The 16,716-nt window shown below is 61.3% G+C and carries 15 protein-coding genes; 7 read left to right on the top strand and 8 right to left on the bottom strand.

Annotated features, from left to right (window positions below; genetic code table 11):
- Position 1: 1 nt before the first annotated feature.
- The 6 genes from VJZ71_12020 (at position 2) to VJZ71_12045 (ending at position 5,040) form a co-directional block, all read left to right on the top strand.
- The gene (locus tag VJZ71_12020) at positions 2-712 is read left to right on the top strand and encodes a hypothetical protein (protein HKQ48788.1); all 711 of its coding nucleotides are present in this window, start codon (positions 2-4) and stop codon (positions 710-712) included.
- A 63-nt stretch (positions 713-775) separates the two neighbouring features.
- On the top strand, positions 776-1,453 hold the full coding sequence (locus VJZ71_12025; protein ID HKQ48789.1) for a hypothetical protein: 678 nt from the start codon (positions 776-778) through the stop codon (positions 1,451-1,453).
- 234 nt (positions 1,454-1,687) lie between these two features.
- Positions 1,688-3,802 (top strand): thioredoxin domain-containing protein, encoded by a 2,115-nt coding sequence (locus VJZ71_12030; protein HKQ48790.1) that lies wholly within the window; start codon positions 1,688-1,690, stop codon positions 3,800-3,802.
- Between the two features lie 51 nt (positions 3,803-3,853).
- Positions 3,854-4,459 carry a hypothetical protein gene (locus VJZ71_12035; GenBank protein HKQ48791.1) on the top strand — a complete coding sequence of 202 codons (606 nt, stop codon included), beginning with the start codon at positions 3,854-3,856 and terminating at the stop codon, positions 4,457-4,459.
- Positions 4,460-4,579: 120 nt separating this feature from the next.
- Entirely contained in the window at positions 4,580-4,807 is a 228-nt protein-coding gene (locus tag VJZ71_12040; GenBank protein ID HKQ48792.1) for a type II toxin-antitoxin system HicB family antitoxin, read from the top strand.
- On the top strand, positions 4,804-5,040 hold the full coding sequence (locus tag VJZ71_12045) for a type II toxin-antitoxin system HicA family toxin (protein ID HKQ48793.1): 237 nt from the start codon (positions 4,804-4,806) through the stop codon (positions 5,038-5,040). The genes VJZ71_12040 and VJZ71_12045 overlap by 4 nt, the downstream gene beginning before the upstream one ends.
- A 60-nt stretch (positions 5,041-5,100) precedes the next feature.
- On the opposite strand, the gene VJZ71_12050 is transcribed toward VJZ71_12045, so the two are convergent.
- The 8 genes from VJZ71_12050 to VJZ71_12085 all read right to left on the bottom strand — a co-directional run bounded on the left by VJZ71_12050 (position 5,101) and on the right by VJZ71_12085 (position 14,840).
- Positions 5,101-6,183: a hypothetical protein gene (locus VJZ71_12050; protein HKQ48794.1), complete on the bottom strand. Its 1,083-nt coding sequence runs from the start codon at positions 6,181-6,183 to the stop codon at positions 5,101-5,103.
- A complete protein-coding gene (locus VJZ71_12055) occupies positions 6,180-7,883 on the bottom strand; it encodes a potassium transporter TrkG (protein ID HKQ48795.1) in 1,704 nt (567 codons plus the stop codon). Before VJZ71_12055 ends, VJZ71_12050 begins: the two co-directional genes overlap by 4 nt.
- Positions 7,884-7,940: 57 nt before the next feature.
- Positions 7,941-8,195, bottom strand: a complete 255-nt coding sequence (locus VJZ71_12060; protein ID HKQ48796.1) for a PGPGW domain-containing protein — start codon at positions 8,193-8,195, stop codon at positions 7,941-7,943.
- A gap of 15 nt (positions 8,196-8,210) precedes the next feature.
- Entirely contained in the window at positions 8,211-9,191 is a 981-nt protein-coding gene (locus VJZ71_12065; GenBank protein ID HKQ48797.1) for a TerC family protein, read from the bottom strand.
- A 63-nt stretch (positions 9,192-9,254) separates the two neighbouring features.
- Positions 9,255-12,383: a CusA/CzcA family heavy metal efflux RND transporter gene (locus VJZ71_12070; protein ID HKQ48798.1), complete on the bottom strand. Its 3,129-nt coding sequence runs from the start codon at positions 12,381-12,383 to the stop codon at positions 9,255-9,257.
- A gap of 43 nt (positions 12,384-12,426) precedes the next feature.
- The gene (locus tag VJZ71_12075) at positions 12,427-12,789 is read right to left on the bottom strand and encodes a hypothetical protein (GenBank protein ID HKQ48799.1); all 363 of its coding nucleotides are present in this window, start codon (positions 12,787-12,789) and stop codon (positions 12,427-12,429) included.
- A 21-nt stretch (positions 12,790-12,810) separates the two neighbouring features.
- On the bottom strand, positions 12,811-14,340 hold the full coding sequence (locus VJZ71_12080; protein HKQ48800.1) for an efflux RND transporter periplasmic adaptor subunit: 1,530 nt from the start codon (positions 14,338-14,340) through the stop codon (positions 12,811-12,813).
- Positions 14,341-14,426: 86 nt separating this feature from the next.
- Positions 14,427-14,840 (bottom strand): hypothetical protein, encoded by a 414-nt coding sequence (locus tag VJZ71_12085; protein ID HKQ48801.1) that lies wholly within the window; start codon positions 14,838-14,840, stop codon positions 14,427-14,429.
- Positions 14,841-14,967: 127 nt separating this feature from the next.
- On the opposite strand from VJZ71_12085, the gene VJZ71_12090 reads away from it, so the two are divergent.
- Positions 14,968-16,539 (top strand): NCS1 family nucleobase:cation symporter-1, encoded by a 1,572-nt coding sequence (locus VJZ71_12090; GenBank protein HKQ48802.1) that lies wholly within the window; start codon positions 14,968-14,970, stop codon positions 16,537-16,539.
- Positions 16,540-16,716 lie beyond the last annotated feature (177 nt).

A 16,716-nucleotide genomic window follows, 5' to 3' on the forward strand; every position in this document is an offset into this window, starting at 1 on the left:
GATGGTCACACATATGACGGCGTTGTTGTTGATGACCCTGTTGCCATTCGACGATTCTACGCAGGCCGCAAGTGCCGAGGGAGCGCCGCTCGACAAGACCCTCGCCGAGGTGTCGTACCTCGGTGAGGATTTAGACGACGCGATCAGCGATTGGGCTGAGCAAGCCGGCGTGAATGTAGTGCCGGACTGGCCTGCCTTGGAGGCGCTGGGCATCTTCAGCGACACGCGTATCGACCTGTCGCTGAAAAATGTCTCGGCGGCGACCGCGCTGCACGCGATTCTCAATGTCGCCGACCAGCGTCACCTCGGCGCGTCCTATGAGTTGCAGGAAGGCATCGTGACGGTTACCAGCGCGGCCGTACTTGACCGTCGGATGGAAGTTCGCACCTACGATTGCGCCGCCCTTCTCCAATCCATCGACGCCGAACGGCCGCGTTACCGCTCCCGGCATCATTACTGTCTGTTCGACCCGACGTGGCGGGCTCGTCACATTTCCAGCGAAGACGGCCCTCAATCAATCCTATTGGACGCAATCGAATCGACCATCGCTCCCGAAAGCTGGGACCACCACGGCGGCCCGGCCAGCTCGCGAATCGTCGCGGGAAAGCTCGTGGTTCGGCAGACCCGCGATAATCACTATCAGATCGCCCGCCTGCTGCACTCACTCAGTGCGTCCGATGTAGTTTCACACGTAACCCTATCTGCTCCATAATCTTAAGACTCGCGTTACGCCGATTAGGTTGCGCCGACTATAGGGGATGAAAGGAGATCGTTTATGTATCTCGCCCAAGTTCTGTTGTTGGCTTGTCTCTCGTTCGTCGCGGCGCAGCATCCTGCCCTCAAACCGGCCTCACAGCCCGCGGAGAAACAGCGAAACGAGTTGCGCTTCACCCCTTGGCGAACAAGTATCAATGTGGCGGTCTACCAGACGACTCTCGCCGCCGATCGGGTAGACGAACTGGACCCGGATACCCTCCGAAAATCCGCGGTTACCATGAAGGACCTGAAACTTGCGCTGCAAAAGTTCGGCGAAACCAAGCTGATCAATCTAACCGATCAGTACGTCAGCGCAGATTCGGAACAAACGATGCAGATTGGGGTGTCCCGCCCCGTGCCGTCGGGGAGCCAGACGTTTAAGGGGCAGACTTCTACACAGGTCGAATACCAAGACACGGGCCTATTGCTAGAGCTCAAGAGCAGATGGAGTGACGACAACCCGACTCAAGGAATGATCGACTTGGGAATCGAGATTTCATGCCTGGGAGCTTCACAAATCCAATTATCGCCCGGCAGCATGGCCCCGATCATGTATCAGATGCGAGAGAGGCTCTCCGGACCTGTACGCTCAGGCGAACCCATGCTTCTCCTCAACATCGAAGGCGGCAATCAAGGCACGAATCTCCATGCGTACGTGACACGCGTCGTTTTTCATCGGACGCAAGTCACTCAGTAAATGGCGCCCTCGACCCCTGATTGAATCCGCCCACTTAAGAAACACCGGTCGCGGGTAGCACCGCAATAAGGGTGCTCCTATACTGCCCCGACAAACTAGCGGGTACGACAACTAGTGCGCATTGGGATAATGCTTACGGTCTACTTCACGCTTGGAACCGCGGTCATATTAACGTTTGGGCGCGCTTTGAATGCGGGCAGTGAGCCGCTTGAAGAGCCAAAAGGCAAGGCCGAGATGAACACAACAACAGCCGCATCGCGCCACACCAACCGCCTCATCCACGCGACCAGCCCCTACCTCCTCCAGCACGCCCACAATCCCGTCGACTGGAATGAATGGGGGTCCGAGGCGCTGGAGCGGGCGAAGAAAGAAGACAAGCCGATCTTCCTGTCCATCGGCTACTCCGCCTGCCACTGGTGCCATGTCATGGAGCGCGAGAGCTTCGAGAACGAGGACATTGCGCGGGTCATGAACGAGCACTTCGTCTGCATCAAGGTCGATCGCGAAGAGCGGCCCGACCTCGACGACATTTACATGATGGCCACGCAGGTCTTCACCCAATCCGGCGGATGGCCGATGTCGGTCTGGCTCACGCCGGATCAGCGGCCGTTCTTCGCCGGAACCTACTTTCCGCCCGACAGCCGCTACGGCCGGCCGGGCTTCAAGGACGTGCTGAAATTCCTCGCCACAGCGTGGAAGGAGAAGCGCGACGACGTGACCAAGCAGGCCGATGGCCTAACCAACGCCGTGCGGCAACTCACGACCGTCGAGCCGGGCACCAACATCGTGCCGTTCGAGGTCCTCGCCCGGACGGCCGGTCAACTCGCTAAGGCGTTCGACCCCGTCAAGGGCGGGATGAGCGGCGGCGGCACCATCAAATTCCCGCCGTCGATGGCGATGGACCTGATGCTGCGCGTTCACCACCACGCCCAATCCGATCCGAAGGCGGCGGAGACCGCCGGCAAGCAGCTACTGGGCCTCGTCGAATTGACGCTCGACAAGATGGCCTACGGCGGGATCTACGACCAGCTCGGCGGCGGAATCGCGCGTTACTCGACCGACGTGGACTGGCTTGTGCCGCATTTTGAGAAAATGCTCTACGACCAGGCGCTCGTCTCGGACATCTATCTCAAGGCGTATCAAATGACGAAGAAGCCGCTCTACGCCCGGATCGCCCGCGAGATCTTCGATTACGTCATCGCCGATCTGCAAAGCCCGGAGGGCGGCTACTACTCGACGCGCGACGCCGACAGCGAGGGCGTCGAAGGAAAGTTCTATGTTTGGACGCGGCAGGAAGTCGAGCAGCTACTCGGTCCGGACGCCGCCGTCTTTTGCGATTACTACGACGTGACCAAGGACGGCAACTGGGAGCACCACAACATCCTCAACGTGCAGCGGCCCGCCGAGACTGTCGCCAAGCTGCACAAGATATCCGTCGACGAACTTGAACAACGGCTTGCCTCCTCACGGATGAAGCTGTTCGACGCCCGTGAAAAACGTGTCAAGCCGCATCGCGATGACAAAATCCTCGCCGGTTGGAACGGTCTCATGATCGCCAGCATGTCCAAAGGTCATCGCATTTTGGGCGACACTCGATACCGCGACTCGGCGGCGCGGGCCGCGGATTTCGTCCTCACCAAAATGACCCGCGACGGCCGTCTCCAAAGAACCTACCGCCAGGGCAAGACCCACACGCTCGCCTATCTCGATGATCACGCGTTCATGATTGAAGCGCTGCTGAATCTGTATGAAACAACCTTCGACCTCAAGTGGCTGAACCAGGCCGTCGCGCTCAATGAACGGGTTATGAAGCACTTCCGCGATCCCGCCGGAGGGTTCTTCTTTACGGCCGACGACGCGGAGACCGTTCTCGTGCGGGCGAAGGATGCCAGCGACAGTGCCATCCCCTCCGGCAATTCAGTCCAGCTCATGAACCTCCTCCGACTCTCGGTCCTGCTCGATCGCAAGGACCTTGCCCAGGAGGCCGAGAAAATGATGACCGTCTTCGGACGACAGCTTGCCGAATCGCCGTTCCGCTCCGAGCGAATGCTTTCCGCAGTGGACTTTTATTATCGCCGCCCGCGCGAGGTCGCCTTTGTCGCCAGGTCCGCCGACACCGCTGTTCTCGACCAAATGATTGACGCGGCCTGGCGAACGTACGCGTCCAGTACCGTGTTCGCCCGGCTTCTGGAGGATGCCCCCGACGCTACTCAAACAGCGAAGTTGATTCCGTTACTCGAAGGTAAGAAGACCCTCGGCGGAAAGCCGGCCGCATACGTCTGCAAGAATTACGCCTGCCAGGCGCCGACAAGCGACGTTGGAAAGCTCTGCCAGCAAATCGGCCGATAGGCTACCATCCCGATCGAAGGCCGCGAAAGGCGAATTTGGAGTACAAAGACCATGAATAATAGCCATCAAACCCGATTGACCGCTCTCCTCTTTGTCGCCTTTATGGCCGTCGCAACCGTGGCCATGGTCTCGGCCCAGGATCGATCGGACTCGTCCTCCTCAACGACTCGACCGGCGGTCGAACGGAAGTCGGACGCCGCGCCCGAACTCGAACCACCGCGCGAACCCTCCCCCGAGGAGATCCTCAAGGAGCTTTCCAAACAAGGCGACGCCGCGCCGCGGCCGGTCATTCCCCCGTCGCGCCCCGGTCAGACCGTGCGCAAGACGGTGGACCCCTCCGCCCTTCCGCCCAACACGATCGCCCCGCCGACGCCAAAACTATTTCCCGACGGTTACCGCATCGTCGATCGCCCCGGTCGCCTGACGCGCGAGGGCGACTACTACACGTTCACCTTCGAAAGCCGGAGCCAGGGCACGCCGGAACTTCCCATTCGCCTGCTCCCGAATCGGCTGCTTGAAGATATGGAGATCGTCTCCGAGGGCGGGACCAAGTCCGTCGTGTTCCTTATTAGCGGCGAATTGACGGAGTATCACGGCGTCAATTACCTGTTGATCCAGAAGCTGTTGACGCGGCCGAACTTGGGGAATCTAAAGTAGGGCGGGCTATCCCCTTGGACGATTTACGGAGCAACCGAGATCGTTGCCGTTTGACGCGGAACAGGGTCCGTATTCCATTCAGGATTGTGACGCGTCGAATCGAGCGGCTATAATCTGAGCATGAAGCCGATCAAAGTCATTATCGAGAAACATCCGGACGGATATGTTGCCTATCCTCTTGGCCTCAAGGGAATTGTTGTCGGCCAGGGGGATTCCTACGACGAGGCGCTCGCCGATGTCACGTCGGCGATCAAATTTCATGTCGAAACCTTTGGGCTCGATGAATTGGACGGGGATCCGCCCGTGCTGGAAGCGTTTCTGACGGAAGCCCAGGTTGCCGTAGCATGAAGTTCCCCAGCGACGCGCCCAAGGAGCGGGTCGTCAAGGCGTTGCAGACGCTGGGGTTTCAAATCGTCCGAAAGGCGGAACACATCGCGATGCTCCGGCAGAACCTGGATGGTTCACGGACGCCGCTCACACTGCCTAACCATCGGACGATCAAAGGACCGACCCTGCGGACGATCTGCACCCAGTCGGGAATTTCCCGGGCCGATTTTCTGAAAGCCTACGAGCAGGCTTAGTTATGTAAGACGGGCCCTACGTGCCGCAATGAGAGTTTTCGAAGGCCCGAGAAACCCGCCCTATACCGCCTTCTTCAGCAACTCGATCGCCTTCTCCTCCAGGGCGCGGGCTTTCTGCAGAGTCTCGATTTGCCGGCTGCGAACTTCGATGGAGGGGATGGACGATGAATAGAGGTACTCGGGCGGGACATTTTCCAGGCCGCTGAGCAGCAATCGCACCTCCTCGTCGTACGCGTCGGCTGCTGACTTCAGGTGGATCTCTTTCGACCCGAACTCCGGAGCGATGCTCCTCAAGTAGCGAACCGCCGCCCCCCGCGCGTCGATCAGCCCAATGTACGTCCAGAAGTTCGGATGCAGGTAATTTCGATCCCGCGCCGATCGCAGGCTGAGGCACCATTCATCAAACGCCTTGCGACCCAGGGCGTATTCGCCGCTCGCCCGCGTGTCGAACAGCTCGACCGCACGACGGATGGAGGCGACATGCACCGGCCCGCGGTCCGGCAACGCCTTTTTTGCAGAGAGAATCACGACCGCCGTTGGCCAGCCCGCCGCGGGCTGATCGATCTGCTGCGCCGAGGTGTCGTACGCGCGGCATAGCCAGAGTCGATCGCGCCGGTAACCTGTGATGATCCCCCAATCCTCCGGCGGAATTACGTTGGCCGCCATCACCGGCACACCCTGATCGACACTGTGCCGGATGGCACGAGTGAGCGCATCGGCCTCGGCCAGCTCGTCGCGCCTGACGACCCGCAGGTCGTACTGCCAGCCGATGGCCGCAAAGAGCGCGTCCAGGCAACTGTCTCCCACCAGTGGGTCGGGGTTGCCGACGTCCCACTTGTCCACTCGAAATTGCGTGCGAAAGGCCATGCCGCTCACGCCCATCAATTCGTCGTAGCCGATCCTGCGCCCGGTCGCCTCCAGGATCAGTTCCAGGCAGTGCATGAAGGTGCAGTCGCGGCCCCTGGCGAAGCCGCGGATCGGCCCCACGCCCTCGACGCGAATGGACCCCGGCTGCTCGCGAACGATAGACAGCCGCGAGCGCTCCACGGGCGGCGGTGCCTTGGGCGCCGCGCACCGGGCCGAAAAAACAATCACCATCGTGCAAAGGAGCAATGCGATTTGCTGGTTTGAAGGAAATGTCATACGGCTTCGGCCGGTCTCGATGTTGGTGTGCGCAGGGCGGCGGTCACTTCCCGGGACAATCCCAACCAGAATGCGACCGGCAAGAGCCGGCCCAGAACCATCATGGCGATCATCGCCAAGCGCCCGCCCCACGTCAAATGCAGCGACAATCCCGTGGACAGTCCGACGCTATTGAACGCAGCGACCGCTTCAAAGACAGACTCATACCAGGAGCCATCCGTCACGGACGCCAGGACCAGTACGACCGTCGCGTTCAAGAGAAGCCAAAGCGTCAGCCACCGAGCGCAGCGGCGAAGCAAGGCATCGCGAACCGCCGGCCCTCCCGGCGTCGCCCACGCCGTCCGATTGACCAGTAGCGTCAACGCCAACAAGAGAAGTACGGACAGGCGCATCCCCCCCGCGACGCCCCCCAGGGATCCGCCAATCATCATCCACAGCAGCAGCATCCCATACGAGGGCCACGAGATCGCCCCTTGAGACAAGGGAAAACTCTGCAACCCAGCCGAACGCAGCGTCGCGGATTGAAATGCGCTCATCGACCAGCGGGCGCGCGGCCCGATGTCGTCGCGGATGGACACGCGTCCCTCGCCGAAATCCACTGGTCGCGACGGAACCAGCCGCTCCGGCACGACGCGCGGCGTCTCGAAGTAAAAAAGCAAGACCGCACCCAGAACCAACATGACCAAGGCGCCTCCGGCCTCCCAGGAGACCAGGCGTTGCCAAGCCGGCTGCGGTAGGGCTCTCCCGCCTGCCGGGCCACGGATCAGATCCAACAAGACGGGAATGCTCAGTGAGCCTGCTATGGCCAGTAAGGCCATCGTGCTGAAGATCATGGAGTCCGACAGGTACGCCGCCAAACCGTCGGAACGCAGCATCCACCCGCTGTTCCACAGCGCGCTGCCGGCATGAACGACGCCCCACCATATTCGCTGTGCCCCTCCGGTGACATCCCCCGCTGACCAGAACGGAGCCATGATCAGGATCGCGACAACCTGAATGACCACCGACGTGAGCATGACCGTTCGCAGGCGGATGACCCGCGACAGAAAGGGCTGGACAGCTGCCAGCCCGAGTGCGGCGAAGGCCATCCCCGAAAGTTGCGTGAGTACGACAATGACGAACTGACCGAAGCGCGTGTAGTTGCCCCCGAGATCATAAGCGCCGACACCCACCAGGCACGCGGAACTCACGGCGGCGTGAGCGCTATTGACGATGTGCAGCCAGAAGTTGTGGCGATAGTCCGGCACCCAGGAGTGTGTGGCGAGTGGAAGTGACAAGAGCACGGTCCCAGCCAGCGCGACACAAGTCCAGGAACGAATGACGAGGACCAACAGACCCGCCGGCTCCAGGACACGCTCGTCGATGCGGTGATAAACGTGGGCCAGCCATCCTAAGAGTAGTTGCGCGGCAATGAATACGGTTGTCGCCGTAAAAAAAACATCCGGCGAACGCCGCCAGAATGCCAACATCGCGGCCCCGACCGCCACGACGCCCGTCAGCGCCCGGTCGATCGATGGTCCAGAACCCGGAGTAGCGGTTCGCCCGCCCGCCTTCGATATCGCCCACACGATGACGAGCGGCGCCTGCGCCAAGGCCATCGCCCAGGCCGGCCAGTACGCGATGCCGTTCGCATCGCGGGCCAGAGCGGCGGCGACGGCGAGGAAGGCAAGTGCAGATATGAGAGGGGCTGAAACACCCACGATCAGCGGAACCTAACGCACGTTACACGTGGTGACAACTGCAGGCCGACGCGACGACTATTTGGGTCCATTCGTCGGGTCTTCATCCGCGGCCGGCTTCGAGCGAAAGTTATCCATAAGTGCACTCGCCTGCACTTTCGCTTTCCGAAGCAGACGCTTGGCCCAGACAAACTCCGTCGCCAGGATCGCCAAACCCAGAAACGTCAGCGGAATCCCGGGGATGATGGGCATGACGTACCCGACGAGGCTGAAAAGGAGGACCGTTCCTCCAATGACCGCGATGATCACGCGCCTGGCGTTTTTGAGCAGCATCGCGGTTTCCCCAGGTTACGGCTCGGTCGGCGGGCAGGGAGGCGGCTCTTTCTTGCCGAACAGCGAGGCGACGATGCCGACGCCAAGGATGCTGACGATGACCGCCAGCGAAACGATGGTATCAATATGGTAATGGTGCGAGAGGATCATTTTCACGCCGACGAACGCCAGGACAAAGACCAGGCTCGCCTTGAGATAGCGGAAGTGCCCCATCATGCCGGCCAGGGCGAAGTAGAGCGAGCGCAGCCCCAGAATGGCAAAGACGTTTGAGGTAAAGACCAGAAACGGGTCCTGAGTAATCGCAAAGATCGCGGGGATGGAATCGACCGCGAAGAGCACGTCGGTGCTCTCCACTACCAGGAGCACAAGAAACATGGGCGTGATGGCCTTCTTCCCGTCGATGTAGGTGAAGAACTTCTGCTCGTGAAAATCGGATGTCACGGGGTAGAGCCGCCGGGCGAGGCGGACGAGGGGGTTCTTTTCGGGCTCCACCTCGTCGGTCTGGGTCAGAAGCATTTTGATAGCCGTCACAATTAGTAGCCCACCGAAGACATAGATGATCCAGTCGAACCGCTGGATGAGCGCCGACCCGGCCCAGATCATCAGGCCGCGCATGATCAACGCTCCCAGGATGCCCCAGAACAGCACGCGGTGTTGGTACTTGGGAGGGACCCCGAAATACCCGAAGATCACTGCGATCACAAAGATGTTGTCGAGGCTCAGAGAGTATTCGATGACCCAGCCGGTGAAGAATTGAATCGCCGCGTCTTTTCCGGTCAGGCGCGATCCCTCTCCCGTGCCGATGCCCAGCCAGTGGTATTTGTACATGAAGTAGATGAGGCCGTTGAACAATAGCGCGAGCACGATGCACAACGCCGTCCAAGCGAGCGCTTCGCGCGTGCGGATTACGTGCGCCTTGCGATTAAAGACGCCGAGGTCCAGCGCCAGCATCACCAGGACGAAGACGATGAACCCGATCCAGAGCCAGACGACCATTCGGTAATCCTGTCACCGCGCCAACGTTGCGGGCCGCAGAGTTTAGCGGCGACCGGGCCAAGATCAAACACCCGGCGCGATTTCTTCGGCGGGCGTTGTCTCACGAGTAATGGTCCGAGGTTCACGGCGTCCCCAGACAGCGTAGATGGCGGGCAGGACCAGGAGGGTCAAGATGTTGTCCGAGATGATTCCCCCGATCACCACCGTCGCTAACGGTCGTTGAACCTCGGCACCCACGCCGGTATTCAGCGCCATGGGGACAAATCCCAGCGCGGCGACGAGCGCGGTCATGAGCACGGCCCGGAGGCGGATGAGCCGCGTTTCCAGGATGGCGTCGATGAAGGGAACGCCGGCTGCAATCCGCTGTTTGATGGTTGAAACAAGGACCAGCCCGCTCAACATCGAGACGCCGGAGACCGCCACAAACCCGACTCCCGCGGCGATCGTGAAATCCATGTTCCGGATCCATAACGCCATGACGCCGCCGAGCGCGGCAAACGGCGCCCCAGTCAGCACGATCAGGGAATCCCGGATCGTCCCGGTGCTGAAATACAACAGGACGAAGATCGAGACTAATGCGATCGGCACGATAATCATCAGCCGGTTCCCGGCCCGTTCCAGGTGCTCGAACTGACCTCCGAACGTCGCGTAATACCCCGGCGGCATGGAAACGTCTTCGGAAATCCGCCGCCGTGCCTCTTCGACAAAGCCCCCGAGGTCGCGACCGCGGACGTTGCACTGCACCACGATCCGGCGCTTGCCCCACTCGCGCGAAATCGTCGAAGGCCCTTCCACTTGGCGAATCTTGGCGAGTTGGGCGAGGGCCAGCCGCTCCCCGGATTCCGTCGGCACCAGGATGCCTCCGACGGATTCGGGATCGTTTCGATACTGATCCGCCAACTTTACGACAAGGTCGAAGCGGCGCTGTCCCTCGCGGATTTGTCCGACCGTCGTCTGGCCGAGAGCCTCGACGATTTCCAGCACATGATCCGCAGAAACACCGTACCGGGCGATGGCGTCCTGATCGACGAGTATTTCGAGGACCGGCTGCCCCGTGATTTGTTCGGTGTTGATATCGGCGCTGCCCGGAATCGCCTCGATAACGGAATGTACCTGACCGGCGACGCGCTTCAATTCCTCGAGATCGTCGCCGAACACTTTGATGCCGACATCCGAACGGATGCCGGCGATCATTTCATTCATGCGCATCTCGATGGGCTGGGTAAAGACCGCCCGCATTCCCGGCAGCATCGCCAGATCGGCGGCCATGAGATCCGTCAACTCGGCCTGCGTCGCCGCCTTTTTCCATTGTTCGCGCGGCTTCAGCGAAAGAAAGACGTCCGTCAGCTCCAGCCCCATGGGGTCCGTCGCGACCTGGGGCATGCCCGTGCGGCTCCAGACGTGCCATACCTCATCAGGATACGAGTCGAGGAGGAGCTTTTCGATCCGCGTGCTGTAGCGCAAGGATTCCTCCAGCGAGACGCCCGCCAGTCGAATGGTATTGACCGTGATCGCCTCTTCATACAACCGCGGAATGAACGATCGGCCGAGTTGGGTGGCAAGGTAGGCTCCGAGCGCGATCATGAGCGCCCCCGCACCGATCGTTAGCCCACGATGCCGCAGCGACATGGCCACAAACGGCCGATGTATCCAGTGAGCCGCGCGGACAATGATGTTCTCCCGCTCCGACACTTTCTTGGGCATCAACAGGCTGCACAGCACCGGCGTCAGCGTGAGCGAGAAGATCAGGGAACTCGCCAGGGCGAAGACGACGGTCAGCGCCATCGGGCGGAAGAGCTTTCCCTCCACTCCTTCCAACAGCAGGATCGGCAGATAGACGACCATAATGATCATCTCCCCGAACATCGTCGGTCGGCGGACCTCCACCGCCGCATCGCGAATCACGTCGATCAAAGGTCGCTTCCCGCCGCGATCCCGCTCCTGACCCACGCGACGAACGCTGTTTTCGACGATGATGACGGAGCTATCGACGACGAGCCCGAAGTCAATCGCCCCGAGGCTGAGCAGGCTGGCGGCGATCCCGAATTGAAGCATCGCGCTGAAGGAGAACAGCATCGCCAGCGGAATCGCCAGCGCGACGATAATCCCAGTCCGCAAGCTCCCGAGGAACGCGAAGAGTACGGCAACGACAAGCAGAGCGCCCTCAAACAGGTTCTTCTTGACCGTGTGGATGACACGGTCGACCAGCTCGGTGCGCTTGTACATGATCTGCACGTCGACATTGTCCGGCAGCGTCTTGCGCACCTCGTCCAGTCGCGCTTCCAGCCGCCGCGTCACCTCATGGCTGTTCTCCCCCATGAGCATGAACCCGAGCCCGAGCACCACTTCGCCCCCGCCCTGCGCCGTCACGCCGCCCCGCCGAATCTCGAACCCCTCCCGCACGCCCGCGACGTCGTCGATGCGAATGGGCACGCCGTCATGCGCCTCGATCACGATATTCCCGATCTCCGCGAGGTTGGTGGTGAACGCGACCCCGTGAACGAGACTGGCCTCGCCCGACCGAACGATGTATCCGCCCCCGACCGCCGTATTGTTCCGCCGCAGTGCCTCCACCACGTCGTCGACAGTCAAGGAATACTTAATTAGCCGGACCGGATCGATCAGCGTCTGGAATTGTTTGCGCTGGCCGCCCCACGTGTTGACTTCTGCGACGCCGCGGACGCTTAACAGTTGCGGCCGAATCGTCCAGTCGTGGATCGTCGTCAGCTCGGTCAGACTGGCCGGGCTTTCGCCCTTGCCCACGACGATATAGTGAAAAACCTCCCCCAAGCCCGTCGCCACCGGCCCCATCTCGGGCGGATCAATCCCGGCCGGCAGTTTGGCCGATCCGAGCTGCTCGTTGATCCGTTGACGGGCGAAGTAGATATCCGTGCCGTCTTCAAACGTCGCGGTAATCTGCGAGAGGCCGAATTTGGAGATCGAACGCATCTCCACAAGGCGCGGAATTCCTCCGATCACCGCCTCGACCGGCGCGGTAATCAGGCGTTCGATCTCGACCGGCGCCAGCGACGGCGCGACCGTATTGATCTGCACCTGCACCGGCGTCGTATCCGGAAATGCGTCGATCTCGAGGTGCGACAGCGAATAGGCCCCGCAACCAACAATGACCGCCGTAAACAGGATGACCAGAAAGCGATGATGCAGCGACCAGCCGATGATCCAGTTCAACATGCGGAGTTCCTAGAGGAGAGCCGGCAATCGGTTTCGCGGGGCATCACGACTTCCCATGCTCGCCAGGCTTGACCTTCTTGGCCAGTTCCGGATGACAGACGAAACACTGCGAATCCGGCGCACTGTGCTTCGCGCACCAATCCCCCTTGGCCCGGAACGCCGACTTCAGGTAGGGCCGACACTGGTAACACAGCGCCTCGGCCACGCCGTGCTCGCCGCAAAAGCCGTCGCTCTCAATCAAGCTCGGCGTGCAGAATGGGCACTTGTCCTTTTTGATCTCGTGCGGACACCCCGTGGCGTCTACCGCCGGCTTGGCAGCGTCGTCTTTCTTCTGCTCGCACGTCGATGATGCGAGCAACAGCATTCCGGCCAGCGCGGCCGCCCACCATTTGGAATCTCGTTTCATGACTACCTCTCTCAAAAAATGCTACTTCGCGAGATGATCGACCTCGCAACATCCCGCCCCGATATTTCCCTTCATCAGTTCCGTCTTTAGCAGGAAGCTGCCCTGCGTCACGATCGTCGCTCCCGGCTCCACGCCTTCCAGCACCTCGTAGTAGTCCTCCGCCGCGTAGCCCAATCGTAGGGGATGCGGCACGAAGAGCTGATCGTTCTGACGTACAAAGACCACGTTGCAGCACCCATCCCATTGCACGGCCGACTTGGGCACGACGACCCGATCGTCGCCCTGGCGTATCGTGACCAGCGCCTGGCCGAACATGTTCGCCCGCAAACGACCGTCCGGATTCTCCAACTCCGCCCGCGCCTTCAGCGTCCGCGTCCGCGCGTCCAGTTGCGTGCTGATCCACGTGATCGATCCGGCGAACGATTCCCCGCGCACTCCGCCGACCGTCAGAATCACGGGCTGCCCGAGGCGAATCAGCGCCAAGTCGCTTTCATAGACGTCGAGCAGCGCCCACATCCGGCTCGTATCGGCGATCGCAAAGAGCGGTCGCATCGTATCGACCGCCTCGCCCACGACGGCCGACCGTTCGACGACGATCCCGTCAAACGGCGCGCGCATCGCCAGCAATCCCTCCGTCTCGCTGTCCTGCGCCAATCCCTTGATCTCGTCCTCCTTCAGTCCCAGGCTCTTGACCTTCTGCCGCGCGGTCGCCAGGGCCAGCCGGCTCTCCTCCAGCTTCGCCTCGGCCTCCAAATCCTCCTTCGCGGCGGAAATGCCCTGCTTGACGAGGTCGTGTGTCCGCTCGTGGTTCTTGTCCCACAGGTTCAGCCGTGCCACGGCCTGCAAATACTCCGCTGTCGCCGACGCAAGCTCCGCCGATTCAATGACCGCTAGGACATCCCCGGCCTTCACCGCATCGCCGAGGTCTTTTTCGACCTCGCGGACGATCCCCGAAGCCCGCGGCGTCACGCGGGCATAGTGATTGCCGTCGTAGGCGACCGCGGCGTTACAGGCCACCGTGGCCGTCAGCGGGCGGCGCTCTACTTCTTCAAACTCCAGCCCGGCCTGTTTGGCGATCCCGGGCGAGTTGAAACGCACCCGCAGGGAATTGTTCTTGCACGTGACCGACGGCGGGCGCGTGCTTCGCGGCTGCTCATCCGTCGACGCGACGAGCTCAATCTGCTTCGGCGGCATCGCGGCGGTGGGCATGGCATTGGCCAACTCCGGGTTACAGAGGACGCACTGCGATTCCGGCAGGTCATGACCGGCGCACCAGTCGTTCTCGATCTTGAACGCCGCCACCAGAAACGGCCGGCAACGGCTGCATAGCGCCTCCGGCACGCCATGCTCCCCGCACTCGCCCTGCTCTTTGATGATGACGGGATTGCAAAAAGGACATTGGTCCGGCGTCAGACCGTGCTTTGCGCATGCCCCTTGCGTAGCCGGTGCAGATGTCGCCGCCGGCGCTCCCGCGCGATCGCAGCCCCATACAAGCACGCCCAACCCGATAAACGGGATTCCGAGCACGCGGATAGACCTTTTACGCAGCATGATTCGCTCTCCAAAAAAGCAGCCGTACAAACGGAACAATGGGCGCGCGGAATCACCCGCGCCGAATACGAGCGCAAGGAGAGCAATCAGATTTGCAGGGGTAGCGCCGCCGATGCTAGTCCGAAGCGATCCCGAAGCGTCTCTCGGAATCCATCGGTACTGAGGGATGTGATGGGATTTGTTGCCGCGCACGAATCGACGGGCGGCAGGGCTATGCACCAACTCGGCTCAAGGGAGGGTCGCTGCGGCCCGGCGTCGAGCAGCGTAAGCGGTGCACAGGTGATGACACAGGTCGGACACTCATTTTCCGGCGAGGGGTCGGAACACGGGCATTCGCAAGGGCCCGCCTGCTTTTCGTCGCCGCAGCCGCCGTCGCAATCCTCGTCGGCAAGCTCGCAACTCGTCACCGGCGCGCAGCAGGGAATCAAACCACCGGGGCACAGAAGTGGTGTGCCCAGGATCGCCCAGATCGATGCCAGCGCCGAGACGTAGACCCGCATTGCCGATATTCTATGATAGTTCGCGACGCCGGTCCACCGTAATGCTCTGCGGGCCTTGTGAAACGGCCCTTCCGCGACGTTACCGGCCCGGCCGCACTGTCGTGATGGTCTTCAAGGCACCCCACAAATGACCGCCAAAGACACCCCCGTCGACCCCGCCCTCATCGAGTCGGACGGTCATTCGCCCCTCGTCAGCGTGACCGGCGGCATCCATGAACTCACCTACGCGCCGGTCGAATCGTCCTATCACAACGAAGACTTGGCTCCGACGAAGCTCGCGGATCGTAAATGGGGCCTGAAGGACATCGCCGCGCTGTGGATCTCCATGGCGGCCTGCGTTCCGACCTACATGCTTGCCTCCAGCCTGATCGCCGGCGGCATGAACTGGTGGCAGGCCGTCCTCACCGTATTCCTCGGCAACGTGATCGTCCTCATCCCCATGGTGCTCAACGCCCACGCCGGCACCAAGTACGGCATCCCATTTCCCGTCTATTGCCGTTCGTCGTTCGGCATCCTCGGCGCCAACGTCCCCGCGATGCTCCGCGCCCTCGTTGCCTGCGGCTGGTTCGGCATCCAGACCTGGATCGGGGGCTGGGCCATCTATTCGATCCTCGCTGTCTTTTTCCCGGCGTGGCGACAATTGCCGGATACGGCTCTAGGCATCAACCTGGCCGAGTTCGCCTGTTTTCTTTTCTTCTGGGGCATCAACATCTTCGTCATCTACAAGGGCATCGAGTCCATCCGCATCCTGCTCAACATCAAGGCCCCCCTGCTCATCGTCCTCGGTCTCGCCCTGCTCTGGTGGGCCTATGACCGCGCCGGCGGGTTCGGTTCCATGCTCAATCAGCCGTCGGAATTCAGCTCCGGCGGCGAGCAGGAAGGCGAATTCTGGTCCTTCTTCATCCCCGCCCTCACCGCCAACGTCGGCTTCTGGGCCACCCTCTCCCTCAACATCCCGGACTTCACGCGGTACTCGTATTCCCAGCGCGATCAGGTATTGGGGCAAACCATCGGCCTTCCTGCGACGATGGGCCTGTATTCCTTCATTGGCGTCGCGGTCACCTCCGCCGCCTTTGTCATCTACGGCGAAGACAAGAGCCTCTGGGACCCGATCGTGCTGCTCTCGCGTTTCGAGAATCGCGCCGTGCTGGTTGTCGCCATGTTCGCCCTGTGCCTGGCGACGCTGGCCACCAACATCGCCGCCAATGTCGTCAGCCCGGCCAATGACTTCGCCCACCTCTGGCCGAAGCGAATCAACTTCCGCATCGGCGGCTACATCACCGGCGTCATCGGCGTCGTGATGATGCCCTGGCGGCTCGTCGAAGACCCGAATGGTTATATTTTCACGTGGCTCGTGGCCTACTCCGGTCTCCTCGGCGCGGTCGGCGGCGTCCTCATCGCCGACTACTTCGTCATCCGCAAAACCCGCCTCCACCTGCACGGTCTATACGTCAAGGATGGCCCTTACTGGTACACCGGAGGCTTCAATCCCATCGCCCTCATCGCGCTGGTCCTCGGCATCGCCCCCTGCGTCCCCGGCTTCATCGGCACGGTCGCTCCCTCCATCAAGGTCCCCGATTTCTGGATTCAGATGTACCACTACGCCTGGTTCATCAGCTTCGGGATTTCGTTTCTGGTGTACGCCGCGCTGATGAAGTGTGTTGCCCCGGCAAGTGTGGCACCGGCTGCTGGCCGGTGATTCTCTCCCCTTACAAAGAGTGGGTAAGGGCGGGATTGTCTGCCTTTGTGGCACCGGCTATTAGCCGATGAACTCTCCCTCTCCCTATCAGAAAGAGGAATAGGGTAAGGGTACGATTACCCCGTGCGCACGACTTGTGACGGCGAGTCGAAGACCTCGTCGTAGTGGGGCTCCTGC

This window comes from Phycisphaerae bacterium (assembly GCA_035275405.1).
Taxonomy (GTDB): Bacteria; Planctomycetota; Phycisphaerae; order UBA1845; family UTPLA1; genus DATEMU01.

What these genes read in the sequence shown, in the direction of transcription:
- VJZ71_12045 (HKQ48793.1), top strand. Translation starts at nt 4,804, where the DNA reads ATGAAGTTCCCCAGCGACGCGCCCAAGGAGCGGGTCGTCAAGGCGTTG.
- VJZ71_12070 (HKQ48798.1), bottom strand. Translation starts at nt 12,383, where the DNA reads ATGTTGAACTGGATCATCGGCTGGTCGCTGCATCATCGCTTTCTGGTC.
- VJZ71_12050 (HKQ48794.1), bottom strand. Translation starts at nt 6,183, where the DNA reads ATGACATTTCCTTCAAACCAGCAAATCGCATTGCTCCTTTGCACGATG.
- VJZ71_12065 (HKQ48797.1), bottom strand. Translation starts at nt 9,191, where the DNA reads ATGGTCGTCTGGCTCTGGATCGGGTTCATCGTCTTCGTCCTGGTGATG.
- VJZ71_12060 (HKQ48796.1), bottom strand. Translation starts at nt 8,195, where the DNA reads ATGCTGCTCAAAAACGCCAGGCGCGTGATCATCGCGGTCATTGGAGGA.
- VJZ71_12025 (HKQ48789.1), top strand. Translation starts at nt 776, where the DNA reads ATGTATCTCGCCCAAGTTCTGTTGTTGGCTTGTCTCTCGTTCGTCGCG.
- VJZ71_12085 (HKQ48801.1), bottom strand. Translation starts at nt 14,840, where the DNA reads ATGCGGGTCTACGTCTCGGCGCTGGCATCGATCTGGGCGATCCTGGGC.
- VJZ71_12030 (HKQ48790.1), top strand. Translation starts at nt 1,688, where the DNA reads ATGAACACAACAACAGCCGCATCGCGCCACACCAACCGCCTCATCCAC.
- VJZ71_12020 (HKQ48788.1), top strand. Translation starts at nt 2, where the DNA reads ATGGTCACACATATGACGGCGTTGTTGTTGATGACCCTGTTGCCATTC.
- VJZ71_12090 (HKQ48802.1), top strand. Translation starts at nt 14,968, where the DNA reads ATGACCGCCAAAGACACCCCCGTCGACCCCGCCCTCATCGAGTCGGAC.
- VJZ71_12075 (HKQ48799.1), bottom strand. Translation starts at nt 12,789, where the DNA reads ATGAAACGAGATTCCAAATGGTGGGCGGCCGCGCTGGCCGGAATGCTG.
- VJZ71_12080 (HKQ48800.1), bottom strand. Translation starts at nt 14,340, where the DNA reads ATGCTGCGTAAAAGGTCTATCCGCGTGCTCGGAATCCCGTTTATCGGG.
- VJZ71_12035 (HKQ48791.1), top strand. Translation starts at nt 3,854, where the DNA reads ATGAATAATAGCCATCAAACCCGATTGACCGCTCTCCTCTTTGTCGCC.
- VJZ71_12040 (HKQ48792.1), top strand. Translation starts at nt 4,580, where the DNA reads ATGAAGCCGATCAAAGTCATTATCGAGAAACATCCGGACGGATATGTT.